Annotated in this window: 19 protein-coding genes and 1 tRNA gene; 10 read left to right on the top strand and 10 right to left on the bottom strand. The window is 66.8% G+C overall.

Annotated features, from left to right (window positions below; genetic code table 11):
* Positions 1–82: 82 nt before the first annotated feature.
* From V0Z78_RS00100 to V0Z78_RS00090, 3 genes are all read left to right on the top strand, one after another.
* Complete coding sequence (locus V0Z78_RS00100; RefSeq protein ID WP_336342589.1) at positions 83–1,054, top strand: glycosyltransferase family 4 protein; 972 nt, start codon at positions 83–85, stop codon at positions 1,052–1,054.
* Entirely contained in the window at positions 1,055–2,155 is a 1,101-nt protein-coding gene (locus V0Z78_RS00095) for a glycosyltransferase (RefSeq protein WP_336342588.1), read from the top strand.
* Positions 2,156–2,387: 232 nt separating this feature from the next.
* Positions 2,388–3,668, top strand: a complete 1,281-nt coding sequence (locus V0Z78_RS00090) for a hypothetical protein (protein WP_336342587.1) — start codon at positions 2,388–2,390, stop codon at positions 3,666–3,668.
* A 79-nt stretch (positions 3,669–3,747) separates the two neighbouring features.
* Here V0Z78_RS00090 and V0Z78_RS00085 read toward each other — a convergent pair whose 3' ends face one another.
* On the bottom strand, positions 3,748–4,530 hold the full coding sequence (locus tag V0Z78_RS00085; protein ID WP_336342586.1) for an alpha/beta hydrolase: 783 nt from the start codon (positions 4,528–4,530) through the stop codon (positions 3,748–3,750).
* A 166-nt stretch (positions 4,531–4,696) separates the two neighbouring features.
* Here V0Z78_RS00085 and V0Z78_RS00080 point away from each other — a divergent pair, with 166 nt between their 5' ends.
* The gene (locus V0Z78_RS00080) at positions 4,697–4,876 is read left to right on the top strand and encodes a hypothetical protein (protein ID WP_336342585.1); all 180 of its coding nucleotides are present in this window, start codon (positions 4,697–4,699) and stop codon (positions 4,874–4,876) included.
* Between the two features lie 280 nt (positions 4,877–5,156).
* Here V0Z78_RS00080 and V0Z78_RS00075 read toward each other — a convergent pair.
* A tRNA-Lys gene (locus V0Z78_RS00075) sits at positions 5,157–5,230 on the bottom strand.
* Between the two features lie 85 nt (positions 5,231–5,315).
* Here V0Z78_RS00075 and V0Z78_RS00070 point away from each other — a divergent pair.
* Complete coding sequence (locus V0Z78_RS00070) at positions 5,316–6,569, top strand: ArgE/DapE family deacylase (RefSeq protein ID WP_336342584.1); 1,254 nt, start codon at positions 5,316–5,318, stop codon at positions 6,567–6,569.
* Here V0Z78_RS00070 and V0Z78_RS00065 read toward each other — a convergent pair.
* Together V0Z78_RS00065 and V0Z78_RS00060 are read right to left on the bottom strand one after the other, a co-directional pair.
* Positions 6,550–7,218: a DUF7119 family protein gene (locus tag V0Z78_RS00065; RefSeq protein ID WP_336342583.1), complete on the bottom strand. Its 669-nt coding sequence runs from the start codon at positions 7,216–7,218 to the stop codon at positions 6,550–6,552. The genes V0Z78_RS00070 and V0Z78_RS00065 overlap by 20 nt on opposite strands.
* Before the next feature lie 38 nt (positions 7,219–7,256).
* Positions 7,257–7,379: a hypothetical protein gene (locus V0Z78_RS00060; protein WP_336342582.1), complete on the bottom strand. Its 123-nt coding sequence runs from the start codon at positions 7,377–7,379 to the stop codon at positions 7,257–7,259.
* A gap of 297 nt (positions 7,380–7,676) precedes the next feature.
* Here V0Z78_RS00060 and V0Z78_RS00055 point away from each other — a divergent pair, with 297 nt between their 5' ends.
* Both V0Z78_RS00055 and V0Z78_RS00050 read left to right on the top strand, forming a co-directional pair.
* Complete coding sequence (locus V0Z78_RS00055) at positions 7,677–7,985, top strand: hypothetical protein (protein ID WP_409338704.1); 309 nt, start codon at positions 7,677–7,679, stop codon at positions 7,983–7,985.
* A gap of 89 nt (positions 7,986–8,074) precedes the next feature.
* On the top strand, positions 8,075–9,850 hold the full coding sequence (locus tag V0Z78_RS00050; RefSeq protein ID WP_336342580.1) for a nitrite/sulfite reductase: 1,776 nt from the start codon (positions 8,075–8,077) through the stop codon (positions 9,848–9,850).
* A gap of 13 nt (positions 9,851–9,863) precedes the next feature.
* Here the strand turns inward: V0Z78_RS00050 and arsM are convergent, their stop codons facing one another.
* Both arsM and V0Z78_RS00040 read right to left on the bottom strand, forming a co-directional pair.
* Positions 9,864–10,649: an arsenite methyltransferase gene (gene arsM, locus V0Z78_RS00045; RefSeq protein WP_336342579.1), complete on the bottom strand. Its 786-nt coding sequence runs from the start codon at positions 10,647–10,649 to the stop codon at positions 9,864–9,866.
* Between the two features lie 2 nt (positions 10,650–10,651).
* A complete protein-coding gene (locus tag V0Z78_RS00040; RefSeq protein ID WP_336342578.1) occupies positions 10,652–10,990 on the bottom strand; it encodes an ArsR/SmtB family transcription factor in 339 nt (112 codons plus the stop codon).
* 131 nt (positions 10,991–11,121) lie between these two features.
* On the opposite strand from V0Z78_RS00040, the gene V0Z78_RS00035 reads away from it, so the two are divergent.
* Together V0Z78_RS00035 and V0Z78_RS00030 are read left to right on the top strand one after the other, a co-directional pair.
* Positions 11,122–11,409 carry a DUF6360 family protein gene (locus V0Z78_RS00035; protein WP_336342577.1) on the top strand — a complete coding sequence of 96 codons (288 nt, stop codon included), beginning with the start codon at positions 11,122–11,124 and terminating at the stop codon, positions 11,407–11,409.
* 128 nt (positions 11,410–11,537) lie between these two features.
* Entirely contained in the window at positions 11,538–12,167 is a 630-nt protein-coding gene (locus tag V0Z78_RS00030; protein ID WP_336342576.1) for a DUF502 domain-containing protein, read from the top strand.
* On the opposite strand, the gene V0Z78_RS00025 is transcribed toward V0Z78_RS00030, so the two are convergent.
* The 3 genes from V0Z78_RS00025 to V0Z78_RS00015 form a co-directional block, all read right to left on the bottom strand.
* Positions 12,164–13,009, bottom strand: coding sequence for a fumarylacetoacetate hydrolase family protein (locus V0Z78_RS00025; protein WP_336342575.1), 846 nt, complete (start codon positions 13,007–13,009; stop codon positions 12,164–12,166). The two genes, V0Z78_RS00030 and V0Z78_RS00025, sit on opposite strands and share 4 nt — an antisense overlap.
* Positions 13,006–13,350 carry a cupin domain-containing protein gene (locus V0Z78_RS00020; protein WP_336342574.1) on the bottom strand — a complete coding sequence of 115 codons (345 nt, stop codon included), beginning with the start codon at positions 13,348–13,350 and terminating at the stop codon, positions 13,006–13,008. The genes V0Z78_RS00025 and V0Z78_RS00020 overlap by 4 nt, the downstream gene beginning before the upstream one ends.
* A gap of 590 nt (positions 13,351–13,940) precedes the next feature.
* Positions 13,941–14,732 (bottom strand): SDR family oxidoreductase, encoded by a 792-nt coding sequence (locus tag V0Z78_RS00015; protein WP_336342573.1) that lies wholly within the window; start codon positions 14,730–14,732, stop codon positions 13,941–13,943.
* Positions 14,733–14,814: 82 nt separating this feature from the next.
* On the opposite strand from V0Z78_RS00015, the gene V0Z78_RS00010 reads away from it, so the two are divergent.
* Entirely contained in the window at positions 14,815–15,189 is a 375-nt protein-coding gene (locus V0Z78_RS00010) for a DUF7522 family protein (RefSeq protein ID WP_336342572.1), read from the top strand.
* Positions 15,190–15,225: 36 nt separating this feature from the next.
* Here the strand turns inward: V0Z78_RS00010 and trpB are convergent, their stop codons facing one another.
* Positions 15,226–16,377, bottom strand: a complete 1,152-nt coding sequence (gene trpB / locus V0Z78_RS00005) for a tryptophan synthase subunit beta (RefSeq protein ID WP_336342571.1) — start codon at positions 16,375–16,377, stop codon at positions 15,226–15,228.
* Positions 16,378–16,665 lie beyond the last annotated feature (288 nt).

The following is a 16,665-nucleotide window of genomic DNA, read 5'->3' as shown; positions in this document are numbered from 1 at the left end:
CCCGGTCAGGCCCGGGTTGAATGCATCGATACGCCTGCAGAAGATTGACGTAAGCACTTTCGAAGACATCAACCATGGTCGCATGAACGTTAGCCACTATCTCGAGTTCGAGGACGTGGTGACCGGTGGGATACGCGAGTCGGTCAGGAACCAGCGGAAGATGCTGGCCGAACTGGACATCGAGTACGCACAGACGCCGCGACTCGACGCCGACGTCCTCCATCTCAACCTCATGGGGCCGCGATCGATCTACTACGCGAAGCGGGCGCGAAGACGCGGAATCCCGGTCGTGATCCACACCCACGTCACCGCGGAGGACTTCGGGGACAGCTTCCGGTTCACTAACGTCCTCTCGAAGCCGCTTCGACCGTATCTCGAGGCAGCATACGAACTCGGCGACGTACTCGTCTGTCCCTCGGAGTACAACCGGCGGTTGATCGAGACGTACGTCGAGACCGAGACGACCGTCATCACGAACGGCGTCGACCGGGAGAAGCTCGAGGGGTTCGAGACGCTGCGATCCGAGTACCTCCGTCGATACGACCTGACGCCACCGGTCGTCTTCCTCGTCGGCCACGTCATCAAGCGCAAGGGGCTCCGAACGTTCGTCGAGACGGCCCGCCGGATGCCCGGGCTCGATTTCGCCTGGTTCGGGCCGCTCGACCGCTCGCTCAAGGGCCGATCGACGAGGAGACTGATCGAGCGGTCGCCCGAGAACTGCACGTTCACCGGCTACGTCGACGACATCCGAGGCGCGTACGCGGCGGGAGACGTCTTCTTCTTCCCGACCCACGAGGAGAACGAGGGGATCGCGCTCCTGGAGGCGATGAGCGCCGGCAAGCCGGTTCTCGTGCGCGACATCGAGACGTTCTCGTGGCTCGAGGACGGACACGACTGTCTGAAGTCCGACGGACCGTTCGAGGAGGACCTCGAGCGACTGAACGACCCGAAGCTCCGCGAACGGCTCGGGGAGAACGCGATCCGGACCAGCGAGGCGTTCACCCTTCCGAACACGGCCCGGCGGCTGCGGACGCTGTACGAGGAGGTGGCCTGAATGAGGATCGGGTTCTTCACCGACAGCTACTTTCCGGAACTCGACGGGGTGACGTACACGATCGACCTCTGGAAGCGGGAACTGGAGCGGGCGGGACACGAGGTGTACGTCGTCTATCCCGACGGCGACTACGAACCCGGCGAGCGGGAGATTCCCGTTACCTCGGTTCCGAACCCGTTCTACCCCGGCTACCGGATCCCGCTGTTCAAGCGTCCCTCGACGCTGCCCGAACTGGACGTCGTCCACTGCCACGGACCGGCGCCGATCGGACTCCTCGGACGGTACTACGCACGGAAACACGACCTCCCGTCGATCTACACCCACCACACGCCCATCGAGGAGTACTTCCACCAGAACGTCAAGTTCGAGTCGATTGCGGCCCTGCTCGCGAGGGCATACCTCCCGTGGGAGAACACGTTCCTCGAGAGCTTCGACGTCGTGACCGCCTCGACGGAACGGATCGAGCGCGACGTCGAACACGTGAAGCTCCCGGTGGGAATCGACATGGAGTTCTTCGAGCCGACCGACGAGCGCTGGTACCCCGATCGGACGGTGATCGGCTACAGTGGCCGGCTCAGCCCGGAGAAGAACGTCAGCGAGATCCTGCGAGTCGCCGAGCGGTTACCCGAGTACGATTTCGTCATCGTCGGCGAGGGGCCCTTCCGGGATCGACTCGAGGAGCGTGCCCCGAGGAACGTCGAGATCTGGGACTTCCTCCCGCGGGAGGAGCTACCGGGCTTCTACTCCTCCATCGACGTCTTCGTGACGGCCTCGACCGCCGACACGCTGGGTCTGTCGACCCTCGAGGCGAACGCCTGCGGGACGCCGGTCGCGGCCGCCGACGTCCTCCCGTTCACCCGGACGATCGGCCCCGACAACGGACGCCGATTCGAGTACGGAAACCTCGAGTCGATGCTCGAGACGATCGAGACGTGTCTGCGAACCGATCTGGACTCCAGAGCCGCCGTCGAACGATACTCCGTCCGATCCAATACGCTCCCCCTCCTCGAGACGCTCTATCGGAACGTCACGCCTCCGAGCGACGAGCACTACTCCGAGACCACCCATCGGGAGCGTCTCTCGAGTGGGGAGTACCGATGAGCACATGCCGGTCGTTCCACAGTGGCCGACCCATCGGACTCCTTCCAGTCTCCCCGTAGAGCCAGCCTCCTCCGAGAGTTGTCGTCATCGGGTCGTGCCATCGGCAGCCAGGCCGAAGTAGGCTCCGTGTCGGTAATATTTCACTTCCGCCCACTAAATTCATAGTAAGAAGTCAATAATTAAAAGCAACGCTCAAGTGTCGTCATATCATCTCCCGAGCAACGGACTCCCGATGAACCGGCGTCAGTTGCTCCTCGTTGGACTCCTGGTGCTCGCCGTCAGTTATCTAGTGGCAAGCGGGGTCGTCGACGTGGCGAGCGACTCGACGGACTACGAGGCACCCGCCTCCGATCGGCTCGTCCAGCCCGAAGAGGGAGGAAGCTACCTCTGGCCGTACACCAGCCACGGCCGATCGCCCGACGACCGGACCCTCGCGATCAACCTGATCATCCACGGCTCCGACGAACGAGTCCAGCAGGCGCTCGTCGACCGGACGGAACTCGAGTGGGAGGAGACCGATCCCGAGGAGGAAGCACAGGAGGAGACCTACGAGGTCACCGGGGAGGACGAGACGATCGAGTGGGACGACGCCCACGGCTCGACGCGCTACACCTACATCGACACCTCGCCACACGGCGGCGAGGGCGTCTGGGTCACCGAGAGCTACCAGCTCCACACGGGGTCGTACCTGGGAAGCCGCCACCACATCCGCGCGTACACGCCGACGACCGACGACTGGACAGCGATCCAGATCCACCAGGAGTACTGGGACTGGTTCCGTCTCCGTCACACCGTAACCGACATCCAGGACTCCCAGAGCACGCTCGAGACGGAGTTCCTCGACCAGCCGTACGTCGAGGAGGTCAGACGGGAGTACCACGGCACGAACGGGCCTCGACACGACGGCTGGCTGTCGGTGATCGAGTTGGCGACCGTCGGTCTCGTCGGCGCCCTCGGGTTGCTCGAGAGGGAGACCCTCCGGACGGTCCGGCGCGAGACGTCGGATCTCCTCGTCTGGATCCGCGCGAACGTTCGCGGCTTCGTCCTGGCCGCGGCGCTCGCGAGTCTGTTCCTCGGCGTCCGGACCGCCGGCCTCGTTCTAGAGGCGACGCTGAGCGGTATCAATCCGAAGGCGTTCGTCGCCGTTCTCTACCCGATCCTGGCGTTCGGGCTCCCGCTGGTGACGATCGTCCTGACCCAGCCTCTGGAAGCGGCCTCCCGCTTCCTGCATTTCCACCGCGGTGCGAGCTGGCTGGGTCGGCCGCCCGAGCCACAGCCGGCGCTCGTCTTCACCGTCGCCGGTCTGGGTAGCGCGTTCGTGTTCGACTTCGCGGGTCTGGGGATCTCCGCGCTGCCGATGGCGCTGTTCCTCCATCGGCTGGGACTGTTGTTCGCCCTCGGACTGCTCGCGGCCGGGGCCGCCCGCACCGACAGGAGGGGGAGCCTCCTCTTCGTCGCCGGCCTCTCCGGTTGGGCCGTCGGGCTCGCGATGCCGTTGCTGGGCTACGTGTAGCCTCGGTAGGTCGGAGTTCCCACGCTCGGTCCGTGCCGCGAGCGTCGAGATCCCTCCCCTTACGGTCCGCCGGTCGCCCCTATCCCTCCTCGCACGCGGCGTCCACGAGTGCCAGTATTCGTCCTAGGAGGTCCCCGCCGTGTTCCGTCTCGAAGAGTCCCTGTCCGTGTTCGTCTCCCGAGTAGGTCCGCAGCTCCTTCGGCTCCGGAGCCTGCTCGTGGAGCTTCTCGGTCGTCCGCACGAAGCGCTCGTCGTCGTCCTCGGCCACTACGAACAGCTTTCGGCCCCGTAGGTCGGCCGGCCGATCCGCACCGCCGCCCGGCGAGATGGCGACCACCCCGGCGACGGCGTCCGTCTCCGCCCGTGCGTTGGCGACCACCGATGCCTCGCCGCCGCTGCTGGCGCCGACCAACACGATCCGCTCCGTTCCGCGTTCCTCCGTCAGATGGCGGACGGCACCCAGGATCGACCCCGGGCGGTCGTCCTCGTCCTCGTCGATCGCCAGTGCCGAGTACCCCTCGTCGGCCAGCCGGCGTGCTTGTTCGCTCCAGCTCTCCCGGTCGAGATTGATCTGGGGTGTGAGGACGATGCCACAGCGTCCCTCCCCGTGGATCGTGCCCTCGAGTTCCGTCCCCGCCGTCGACTCGAACGTCACGTCCTCCGGTTCGGACGCGCCCGTTCGATCGGATTCGTTCGCGGATCCCGACGCGTCGGTCGAGTTCTCGTCCGACCCCTCGGACGACCCCTCCGGTGAGTCCGCGGAGTCGGACGAATCCGACGAGTCGAGACAACCCGCGAGCGTGAGTGAGAGCGAGAGTCCCGCCGTTCCCAGAAACCCGCGCCGGGAGTGCGTTTCCTTCACGCTCGAAGGAGCGGATCGGGAGCAGGTACGTCTTTCGGTGGCACCGACCGAGCGCGATCCCGACCACGGTTCCGTCGGCATCGAGTCCCCTCTCCGAACGCCGTTCGACGGCGACGACCACGCCGAAAGGTAACCTCTATACGCCCGGGGCGACATCCCCGGACACATGCAACGACGCGCAGCGGCAGTGTATGCGGCGTTCTTCGCCCTCGTCGCGATCGGTGCGTGGTCTCTCGGAGCGCTCGGTCTCGTCCCCGACCGAACGGGGCTGCGGTGGATCAGCGTGCTGAGCGGGATAACAGTCTTCCTGCTGATCTCGATGTCGTACCTCCCGACCCGGGCTTGAAAGTCCGCTCCCCGCCGGTCGTTCCCGTCGCTCGCGATGAGACGACCGGTCCGGACGTGATCTGACTACCCGGTCGCTCCGCTCGCTCACGCTCGTTCCGTCTTCTGTCCCCAATCGGTCGGTTCCGTTGCCGTCAGCTCACGAGGTCGTTCGCCGACAGCAAGCGGGCCGGGCGCGATTTGAACACCCAGTCACTCCACTCGCTCACGCTCGTTTCGCTCCCTGCGTCCAAATCGTTTCGTGGCTGCTTCGCTCCTCACAGTAGTGTTCGGAGCGAAAGCGGGCCGGGCGCGATTTGAACACGCGACCGTCTGATTAAGAGTCAGACGCTCTGCCGGACTGAGCTACCGGCCCTCGTATCACGTTCGCCGGTCCACGGTGATAAGCGTTCAGGATTCGAGCCGAACGCTTTAGGCTCCCCCCAGACGACCCCTGGTTCATGTCCGACTTATCCGACGCCGACCGCCGCGAGTTCGTCGAGCGCCTGCTCGCGTTCGACACCACCGACGGCAACGAGGCCCCCGCCCAGGAGTGGCTCGAGACCCGCCTCGAGGAGTGGGGGTTCGAGACCTACCGCTGGGAGGCAGATCCCGCGGCACTCGCATCCCATCCCTCCTTCCCGGACGATCCCGGGGAGATCGACGCGGACGGCCGGCCGAGCGTCGCCGGCGTCCTCGAACTCGGATCGGGGGAGGGACCGACGCTCGTGCTCAACGGCCACGTCGACGTCGTCCCCGCCGAGGCCGAGGGATGGGAGGGAGACCCGTTCGAGCCGCGGTGGGATCCCGAGACGGACGACCGTCTGACCGCCCGCGGCGCGGCCGACATGAAGGTCGGGCTCGCGACCTGCGTCTTCGCCGCCCGACGGCTCGCCGACGCGGATCTCGACGGTCGGATCGTCGTCGAGAGCGTTGCGGGCGAGGAGGACGGCGGGATCGGCACGGCGGCCGCGGCACTCTCGAACCCGTACCCGTTCGAACGGGATGCGGCGATCATCGCCGAACCGACCGAACTGACGCCCGTGATCGCCACCGAGGGCACCCTGATGAAGCGGCTCACGGTCACCGGCCGATCGGCCCACGCGGCGACGCCGTGGAACGGCGAGGACGTGCTTCCACGCTTCGAGCGGATCCGTCGCGCGCTCGCGGCTCTCGAGGACGAGCGCTCGCGAACGGTCACCCATCCGCTGTACGCCGAGTTTCCGCGACCGTGGCCGATCGTCGCCGGCCGGGTCACGGCGGGATCGTGGGCCTCCTCCGTTCCGGCACGGCTCGAGGCGGAGTTCCGGATCGGCGTCGCCCCCGGTGAGACCGTCTCGGAGGTGGAGCGTAGCGTCGACGAGCGGCTCTCGGGGATCGCCCGCGACGACGAGTGGCTCTCCGCGAACCCGCCGTCGTTCGAGCGCTTCTCGGTGCAGTTCGAGCCCGCCGAGATCGACGCCGACGAGCCGGTCGTCGAGGCGGTCGGGGAGGTGCTCGAGCGTGACGGCCTCGATCCGACTCCACGAGGGGCGACCTACGGCACCGACGCGCGCCACTACATCGAGGCCGGGATCCCGACGGTCGTCTTCGGTCCGGGATCGGTCGACCAGGCCCACTTTCCCGACGAGACGATCGACTGGTCGGAGGTGCTCGCGGCGGAGCGGCTGCTGGTCGACGCCGCGAAGACGTATCTCAGTCGAGGTACTCGCTGAGCGCGTCGGCGACGACGTCGCCGGCGCGAACGCCCTCGTAGGCCGCCTCGCGGCGTAGTTCGCGGTATATCTCGGGCGGCAGTTGTAGTGTGAGTTCGCCGAGGGTGATGCCGTAGGTCGCGAGCGCCTCCTCCACGGACGCGCCGTTGCTCACGTCGCTCGCGATCGCGCGCACCTCCCGAACGGTGAGGTCGTTGTCGACCGTCGCCCACGCGAGTTGGAACCGGGCGTCACCGGCCACGCGGGCGATGTGTTTCGCCGCCGTCGGCGCGATGTGGCCCATGGCCACGTGACGCCTCACCGCCTGTGGGAGGTCGTGCACCCGGGCCCACTTCCGGATGAAGGAGACGCTCGCGCCGCCGCCGGCGCGTTCCGCGGCCGCCTTGTACGACCCCTCGCCGCGGACGAGTGCGGCGCAGGCGGCGGCACCGCGCAGCATGTAGACGTTGTCCTCGCCGCCGATCGTCTCGTCGGCGAACTGGCGGACGGTTTCGGCGGCCTCGGCGAGACTGGCGGGGTCGTGGGGATCGAACTGGACGGCCTCGCGGGCCCGTTCGCCAGTGACGGCGGCGTCGCCCCTGACGACCGGCTTTCCGACCGGGGATCGCCGCTCGCTGGGCGGCGTCCGTCCTGGTCGTTCCTCTGTCATTACGGTGACGTTGGCCCCCTCCGGCAAAAACCCCGTCGCTAGTCGCCGCGTCCTTCGGCCGCCTCGCGCTCGCGTTTCTCGGAGAGGTGTTCCCAGATCTCGGTGCAGCCAGCCCCCTCCTCGATGTCCTTCAGGTGTTCGTCGTCGTGGTCGTCGCTCATCGTCCGTCCTCCTCGTGGAGTTCGGGAGCCACGTCAGCCGACGTATGCTGGCGTTGCTCGTCGCGGTTTCGGGTCATCATTCCTCCGTTGGGGCGGCCAACGCAAAAGGTCGCCCCCGTGGACAAACCCTTCCCCGACTCCCGTGTAGGGGTGATTCTTTCCCCTATCTCCGTCGACAACGAACGGGGTTCCCGTCGCCGTTGCGCGGTTCGCCCGTTCGAACCACACACCGGTAAGGCTTGCACGCGACGACGGGTGCTTAGCCCGTCGTCCCGTCGATCACACATGGACATGGAGATGGACGTTCCCGTTCGGGTGCTCGACGACGGCGCCTGGATCAGCATCGGCGACTCGCGCGAGGTCGGCGTCAGCGAGATGTGGCGGATCGACGACCACGAGTTCTGCGGCTGTGAGACCGCCGACGTACTCCTCGAGGCGTTCTTCGACTCCCGGGTGCGCGAGGGTAGCGTCGAGGCCCGGCCGATCGGCCGGTGTATCACCTGCAGCACGCACGGGCCGCTCGGGTGGCTCCCGATCGGTCGCCTGGAGGACGGGGAGTTCGTGGCGGTCGACCCCGACGCGGGCCACGCGACGATGCCCGCCTGATCTCGCAATATTCTCCGGTACCCCCGAGCACCGGGGACCCTTGACGGGAGGGCGGGGGGTTTACGCGCAGGGGCGATAGTAACGGATACATGCCTAGTGACGTCGAGGGCTGGAAGGACGATGTCTACGGAACGGACATCCGCCAGCATATGGAGCGGTTCGCGGAGGAGGGCTGGGACGCGATCCCGGAGGACGAACACGACGCCTGGTTCGAGCGCTTCAAGTGGTACGGGCTGTACCACCAGCGCGCCGGCCAGGAGAGCTACTTCATGATGCGGGTCGGCCCGCCCAACGGCGTGCTCGAACCGGGTATGCTCCGGACGATCGGCGAGATCGCGAAGAAGTACTCGACCGGCCCCGCGGAGAACCCCGAGTTCGGCAACGGGTGGGCCGACTTCACCACTCGCCAGGCGATCCAGTACCACTGGATCAACATCGAGGACGTCCCCGACGTCTGGGACGAACTCGAGGAGGCAGGGCTCTCGACGCTGCAGGCCTGCGGTGACTCCTGGCGAAACATCGTCGGCTGTCCGGTCGCCGGCAAGGACAAGAACGAGCACGTCGACGCCCTCGATACGATCCACGAGCTCCACGACACGTTCAAGGGCAACGACGATCACTCGAACCTCCCGCGGAAGTGGAAGGTCAGCGTGACGGGCTGTGACGAGGGCTGCGGCCAGGGCGACATCAACGACCTGGGCCTCGAGCCCGCGGAGAAGGAGATCGACGGCGAGACCGTCGAGGGGTTCAACGTACGGGTCGGCGGCGGCCTCGCACGAAACGAGCCTCGGTTCGCGAAGAACATCGACGTGTTCGTCACGCCCGAGCAGGCCGCCGACGTCGCCGGCGGGCTCAGTGCGCTGTTCCGCGATCACGGCGACCGCGAGAACCGCTACAACGCCCGGATCAAGTTCCTCGTCGACGAGTGGGGTCCCGAGAAGGTCCGAGACGTCCTCCAGGATGAGTACGTCGACTTCGAGATGCACACCGCCGGCGAGGACCTCCGCGAGAGCTACTCGTACAACGCCGGAACGACCGACGGTCACGCGGATCACGTCGGCGTTCACGAGCAGAACGACGGCAACTACTACGTCGGTCTGAACGTCCTCGTCGGACGGATGGGTGCCGACGAGGTGATCGAGCTCGCCGACATCGCCGACGAGTACGGTTCCGGCGAGGCCCGCATCACCCAGCGCCAGAACCTCATCCTCACGGACGTCCCCGAGGAGAACCTCGACGAGCTGCTCGCGGAGCCGCTGCTCGAGGAGTACAGCCCCGACCCACACCCGTTCCAGCGCGGCTCGATCGCCTGTACGGGGACGGAGTTCTGCTCGCTGTCGATCGTCGAGACCAAGAACAGGCAGGTGCGCTACTCGCGCTGGCTCAAGGAGAACGTCGAACTCCCCGAGGACGTCGAGGACTTCCACATCCACCTCTCGGGCTGTACGGCCTCCTGCGCCCAGCCCCAGATCGCGGACGTCTCGCTGCGGGGCATGAAGACGCGAAAGGACGGCGAGCCGGTCGAGGCGCTCGACATCGGCCTGGGCGGCGGGCTGGGCGAGAACCCCAACTTCGCCGACTGGGTCACCCAGCGCGTGCCCGCCGACGAGGTCCCCGGCGCGATCGCGAACCTGATCGAGGGCTACGCCGCCGATCGCGAGGAGGGCGAGACGTTCCGCGAGTTCGTCGTCGACCGCGACGAGGAGACGCTCTCCGAACTCGTCGAACCCGAGGAGACCTCCTACGAGGACCCCTACATGCACAACACCAAGCAGACCTGGTACCCCTACGCCGAGGACGATGACCTCGACTTCAGCCCCGCGCCCGCCTATCCCGACGACACGCCGATGTCGGCGGACGACTAGGCGTCCCTCTCCTCTAGCGTGCTTCTGCGGCCGGTTTTCTCCCCTCGATCCGCGCCGAGACGAGCACGTCCGAGAGGTCGTACTCGTCGGACCACTCGCGGATGACCGTCTCGCTCCCTTCTTCCGGCTCGATCCGTATCGCCTCGAACCCCGCCGATCCGAGCATCGTCTCTAGCTCGCCGATCGTCGCCGCACCCGAGACACAGCCGGTGAGGCGCTCGGGATCGTTACGTAGCGTTTCGGGTACGTCGGCCGTCAGGACGACGTCGCTGATCGCGAGCCGGCCACCCGGCCGGAGGACGCGAAACGCCTCCTCGAAGACTCGCTCCTCGTCGGCCGAGAGGTTGATCACGCAGTTCGAGAGGATCACGTCGATCGTTCCGTCGGCGACCGGCAGGTGTTCGATCTCGCCCAGCCGGAACTCGACGTTCGTCGCGTCGTCGTTCGCCGCGTTCTCGCGGGCACGTTCGACCATCTCCGGCGTCATGTCGACGCCGATGACCCGTCCGGCATCGCCGACCTCGCGCGCCGCGAGGAAGCAGTCGAACCCGCCGCCGGAGCCGAGGTCGAGGACGGTCTCTCCCTCCTCCAGCGAGGCGATCGCCGTCGGGTTGCCACAGCCGAGTCCGAGGTTCGCCTCGGGGACGACGTCGAGGTCGCTCGCGTCGTAGCCGAGCCGTTCCGCCCGCTTCCGGTCCGTCCCACAGCCGTCGTCACAGCAGTCGCCTCCGCCCTCGGCGATCGCGCCGTAGCGTTCGCGGACGGCGCGGCGCTGCTCGGCGGGGTCCAGTTCACTCATCGTTATCGTCCCTCTCGGATCGCGTCGAACGTCTCCAGCAGTCGCTCGGCCGCCTCGGCCGGCGCGTAGTAGCGCCACTGGCCCTCCTTGCGTCTGGTCGTCAGTCCGGCCTCGTACAGCGTCGAGAGTCCGCGGCTCACGGTGCTCTGGCTCGCGTCGACGCTGCCGACGAACTCGCAGGCACAGACCTCCCCGTCGGCGGCGACGAGCAGACGCAGCAGTTCGTATCTGGTCTCGTTCGCCAGCGCCGACGCCACCTCCACGTCGCGTTCGAGCACGGTCGTATCGACCTCAGGGGTCAGGGACGTACAACACCCGGTTAGTGGGTTCGTGTCGCTCATATTCATATTACTGCATATGTAGTATATCGGATATAGCTGTTTCGCCCGCTGAATTCGTTTCGACGGAGCCCTCGAACCCGGATACGGCCGACTTCGCGAGCGCTAAGTCCCTTCGACCGTTTACGACTCGTATGCCCGACCGCCTGATGAAGATCAACGCGTACACGACGTTCGACCTGCTGGACGGCGAGGCGAAGGGCCACGGCTGGACCGACGAGGCGCTCGCCGTGTTGAACGCCACCGCGCCCCGCGAGAACCCGGATCACGTCTCCCTCGAGCTCGAACTCGACAACACCGATCTGGAGAACGTGCCGGCTCACGTCGACCGCGTGACGCTCTCGGCCGAACAGGCCCGAACGCTCGCCGCCGAACTCGAGAAACACGCCGCACGCGTCGAGGCCGCGGAGGACGACGAGTAAGCCGACAGTCGATCTCCGCGCTTCGATTCTCGGCAGCCGAGAGATCTATGGGGTCGATCCGTCACGGACGCGACCCTAGTGGGGATCGGGGGACACGTTGATAACCGCACGCGGAGTACCCCGAAGACGTGTCGTACTGGAAACGGGACCTCGCCAGCGGGCTGATCATCCTGGTGCCCGTGCTCGTGAGCCTCTATGCCGTCTCCTGGCTGTTTCTGTTCATCGCCGGCCTCCCGCTGGTCGGCGTCATCGAGGATCCGCTGCTCCGCGTGGTCACGACTCTCGTCGTGTTCGCCGCGGCGGTGGTACTGGCGGGGATCGCGATGCGAACCGCGGCGGGCGCGCTGGTCACCGTACGGCTCGCCGACGTGATCAACCGCGTGCCGGGGCTTCGCGTCGTCTACAACGCCTCGCAGTTCGCCGTCGAGACCGCGGTGTCGGGCGACGCCGAACTCAGACAGCCAGTTCGGGTCCGAACGTGGAACGGGGTCTACATGACCGCCTTCAAGACCGGAAAACGCACCGACGACGGCAGGCTACAGCTGTTCATGCCGACGGCGCCGAACGTCACGAGCGGCTACGTGATCGAGGTCGAACCCGAGGCGGCGATCCCGACCGACGAGAGCGTCGAGGAGGCGATGACGCGGCTGCTCAGCGGCGGGTTCGGCGACCGGCGCGACCGGCGAACGTCGATCCCGGTCTACGAGGAGGGCGAGCGCGACGACGACCGGGAGGGACGGCCGGCGGCCGACGACTAGCGTCGCCCGACGACGTCCGCGACGACCGAACCGATCCCGTCCACCTCCGTTCGGACGTGGTCACCCGGCGAGATGACGCCTGCACCGGGCGTGCCGGTGCTGATCACGTCGCCGGGCTCGAGCGTCATCACCCCCGAGTGGAAGGCGACGAGTTCGCGCGGTGAGAACAGCATGTTCCTCGTCCGGTTCTCGGCGATGGCCTCGCCGTTGATGATCGTTCGAACCTCGCGATCGCCGAACTCGGGCGGCGAGTCGGGGACGGCGATGGCGGGACCGAGAACGAGGAAGCTGTCGAAGCTCTTCGCCCGCGTCAGAAAGCGCGGGTTCCGTTCCAGTACGTCCTCGGCGGTCATGTCGATCACCGGCAGGTAGCCCGCGACCACGTCGTCGACCTCCCCTTCTTCCAGATCGGAACAGTTCCGTCCGAGCACGACCGCGAGCTCCGCCTCGGCGGTGACGCGCCCGGTTCGCTCCTCGGGCGGGAGGCGGATCGGCCCGCCGGGGCCCGCCACAGCCGTCCGCGGCTTCATGAAGCTCGCGGGCTCCTCGGGGCGCTCCTCGTTGAGATCGCCCGCGTGTTCCTCGTAGTTCAGGCCGATCCCCCAGAGCTTTCCGAGCGACGAGCGCGGGATCGGAGGGCCGAACGCGATCTCCTCGGAGGGGACTCGCCGAGCGGTCGCGGCGGCCGGGTCGGGGAGTTCGCCCGCGGCCGCCGCGGGGAGGGCCGCCTCGACGCTCTCCAGTTCGGGGACGGCTGCCGCCAGCGGGACGAACCCGGTCTCGTCGCCGAGCAACGGCCTGCCGTCGACGCTCCGAGCGAGGTAGGTCGTGTTCGGGCTCATTCCCGGTCGGTCCAGAAGTCGAACGATCGACCGGGCGCGAACACGTCGAGTCCGACGGCCCGCTCGTCGCCCTCGTTCTCGACGCGGTGGGACTCCCAGGCGTCGAGCCATACCGAGTCGTACGCCGAGAGCGTTACCGAGTCGTCCTCGGTGTGGACCGTGAGCTCACCTTCGAGACAGAGACACACCTGCTCGTTCTCGTGGTCGTGCATCGGCGAGCTATGTCCGGACGGCTTCTCGAACCACTCGAAGGTAAATCGGTCGCTGCCAGCGAGAGCGCGGCGCGCCCAGCCCTCCTCGGGTTCGTACGTCTCGGCCTCGTCGAAGTCGACGGGTTCCATGTCCGAGGATCGACCACCGGCGGTAAATCGGTTTGGGAACCGGCGCCACGGCACCGTCGCTCGCGGTCTCGGTACGAACGAGGGGAACGAGTCAAGCAGACCCTCGCCGGACCCCGAAGCCGGCGTCGACGCCGGCTTCCGCGGAACGCCCGGGATTCCGGAGAGCAGGTACGGAAGCTCATCCACTCCCAGCGTGTTCGACGTCAGAGGCACCCCGGGCGGTCCGATGGAACGTGTGGGGGTCCATACTGGGATCACCCAGTGTTACGATCGACGAACTCCACCCGATTATAGTTACCCAAATGACAGAACTCGGGGAGAGAGCGGAAAACCCCCGAACGACGGATAGTTCCCATCCGGGAAGAGCGATCCGACGCGAGGGAAATGGATAAATGACGGACAATCTCAAACGGATGACGTATGTGGAAACGACAGGAATTTCACAGGGAAATTTCGGTTTATACGATTCACCGTAGTGCTTCCCAGCCCCGATGAACAGGGCAGATCCGCAACCGCTCGGTGGAGGAGTTGAACGAACGCGGCGGGGCTCGATCGATACCCGTCCTCGTGTCCGTTCGTCCGACCCCGTCTCAGAGGTTCGACGCGCCCGCGCCGCCGTCGATCGGCACCGAGACGCCGTTGACGAAGCTCGAGCGCGGCGAGGAGAGGAAGGCAACGACCTCGCCCAGCTCCATCGGATCGCCGATCCGCTCGAGGGGGATGCCCTCGCTCCAGTCCTCGAGTCCCTCCTCGTAGGAGTCGTAATCGCCGCGATCGACGGCCTGCTCGACGAGCTCTCGAATCCGGGCGGTCTCGTGTGGCCCGGGGAGGACGGCGTTCGCGCGAACCTCGGGTGCGAGCTCCGATGAGAGCGTCTTCTCGAGGCCGATGACGCTCATGCGCACCGAGTTCGAGAGCACGAGCGAGTCGATCGCCTCCTTCACGCTCCGGGAGGTGATCGTGACGAGCGTGCCGCCGTCGCCCTCGCGGAGGTGGGGCGCGGCCTCCTTCACCAGCCGAACGACGCTCATCACGAGCAGGTCGTATGCGTCGTACCAGTCCTCCTCGCTGGTCTCGAGGAACGGTCCCGAGGGCGGGCCGCCCGCGCTGGTGACCAGGTGGTCGAGACCGCCGAACTCCTCCACGGCGGTCTCGACGAGCGCCGTGATGTCGTCGGCGTCGGTCAGGTCGCCCGGCTGGGCGACGACCTCGCCCGTGGCGACCTCCTCGATCTCCTCGCGTGCCTCTTCCAGTCGGTCCTCGTCGCGGCCGTTGATCACGACGTTCGCCCCCTCACGGGCGAGCGCCGTCGCGGCGGCCTTGCCCAGACCGCTCGAGGAGGCGGTGACGAGCGCTACGTTGCCGTCGATCTGTAGATCCATGACATGGGGAGGCGCGCGAGCGATCGGCAAAAGACTTCGCGTGGCGGCAGGGTTTTATTGTGTCCGCGAGCGCCCCTCCGGTATGACCAGCGACCTGATCGATCCCACGACCAAGGAGCAGATCGTCCGTACCGCCCGAAGCGCCGTCGGCGACAGTCTCCGTTCGGTGACCTACTTCACCCGCGACGACTTCGAGCAGATCTACCTCCGCGACGACCTGGAGAAGGACGCCGACCTCTCGACGTTCATCGGCAACGAGTGGCGCGGCTTTCGCATCACGAAGGACGCCTACGAGAGCTCGGAGCTCGGAAACTACAACTACACCATCCGCGTGTTCGATCACGGCTTTCTCGTTCGGGTGACCTCCGACCGCGAGGGCGTGTTCGTCACCACCGACGGGCTGAGCATGCAGGACTTCGAGTCGCTCGCGACGGCCATCAGCGAGGTGCTCCGGTAGGCCGGTCCTCGAAGTTCGATCACGGGTCGATCCCGTTCAGAACCCGAAGTGCTCCGCTGCCGTCTCCATGTCCTTATCGCCACGGCCCGAGAGGTTGACGAGGATCGTCTCGTGTTCGTCCGCCTCGGCCAACTGGATCGCGCGTGCGATCGCGTGGCTCGATTCCAAGGCGGGGATGATCCCCTCCGTCTCGCTCAGTTCCCTGAACGCCGCCAACGCCTCCTCGTCGCTGATCCCGACGTACTCCGCCCGGCCGACCGCACGGAACATCGCGTGTTCGGGGCCGACGCCGGGGTAGTCGAGCCCCGCGGAGACCGAGTGCACCTCGACCTCCTCGTCGATCACCCGGGTGCGCATCCCGTGGATCACGTCGTCGCGTCCCTTTGCGAGCGGGGCGGCGTGGCGCGACGAGTCGCTGCCCTCGCCGCCGCCCTCCGCGCCGTAGAACGCGACGTCATCGTCGCGGAAGGCGTGAAACAGCCCGATGGCGTTCGAGCCGCCGCCGACACAGGCCACCGCCGCATCCGGGAGCGCGCCGGTTCGCTCGAGGAACTGCTCGCGTGCCTCCTCGCCGATCACCGACTGGAAATCGCGGACCATCCGCGGGAACGGATCGGGGCCGACCACCGAACCGACGAGGTAGTGGGTGTCCTCGACGTTTCCCGCGAAGTCCTCTAGAGCGGCGTCGACCGCGTCGGCCAGCCCCTTCGCGCCCCGGGTTACCTCGTTCACCTCGGCGCCCATCAGGCGCATCCGGAAGACGTTCATCTTCTGGCGCTCGACGTCCTTCTCGCCCATGTAGATCTCCGTGTCCAGCCCGAGGAGCGCGCCGACCATCGCCGTCGCGGTGCCGTGCTGTCCGGCGCCGGTCTCGGCGATGAGTCGCTTCTTGCCGGCCTTCCTCGCGAGCAGTCCCTGGCCGAGCGTGTTGTTGATCTTGTGTGCACCGCCGTGGAGCAGGTCCTCGCGCTTGAGGTAGATCTCGGCGTCGTAGCGCTCGCTCAGATTGCGCGCGTAGTAGAGCGGCGTCGGCCTCCCCGCGTACTCCTCGAGGAGATCACGGAGATCGTTTCGGAACTCGTCGGTGGCCGAGACCTCGTCGTACGCGTTCGCGAGCTGGTCGAGCGGTTCTCTGAGCGCGTCGGGGACGTGTCGTCCGCCGTAACCCTCGAAGTCGCCTTCGGACATTACTCGTTTCTCGCCTCGTCGATGCTTAAAGGGTGTTCCCCTGGAGCAGCGATACGGACGTGACCGAACGGAGAACATACCCGTCTCTCACGACGAACGCGGGTCGAAAAAGCGAGAAGAGTGAGCTCGGATCGGCGATTTCCGCCGAATGGATCAGCCCAGCGAACCTTCCATCTCGAGTTCGATGAGGCGGTTGAGCTCGACCGCGTACTCGATCGGCAGCTCCTCGGTCAGCGGCTCGATGAACCCGCTGACGATCATGCGTTTGGCGTCGTCGTCGTCCAGCCC

Origin of the sequence: Halalkalicoccus sp. CG83 (assembly GCF_037081715.1) — an archaeon.
GTDB lineage: Archaea > Halobacteriota > Halobacteria > Halobacteriales > Halalkalicoccaceae > Halalkalicoccus > Halalkalicoccus ordinarius.
This window is presented reverse-complemented; position numbering and strand designations above follow the sequence as displayed.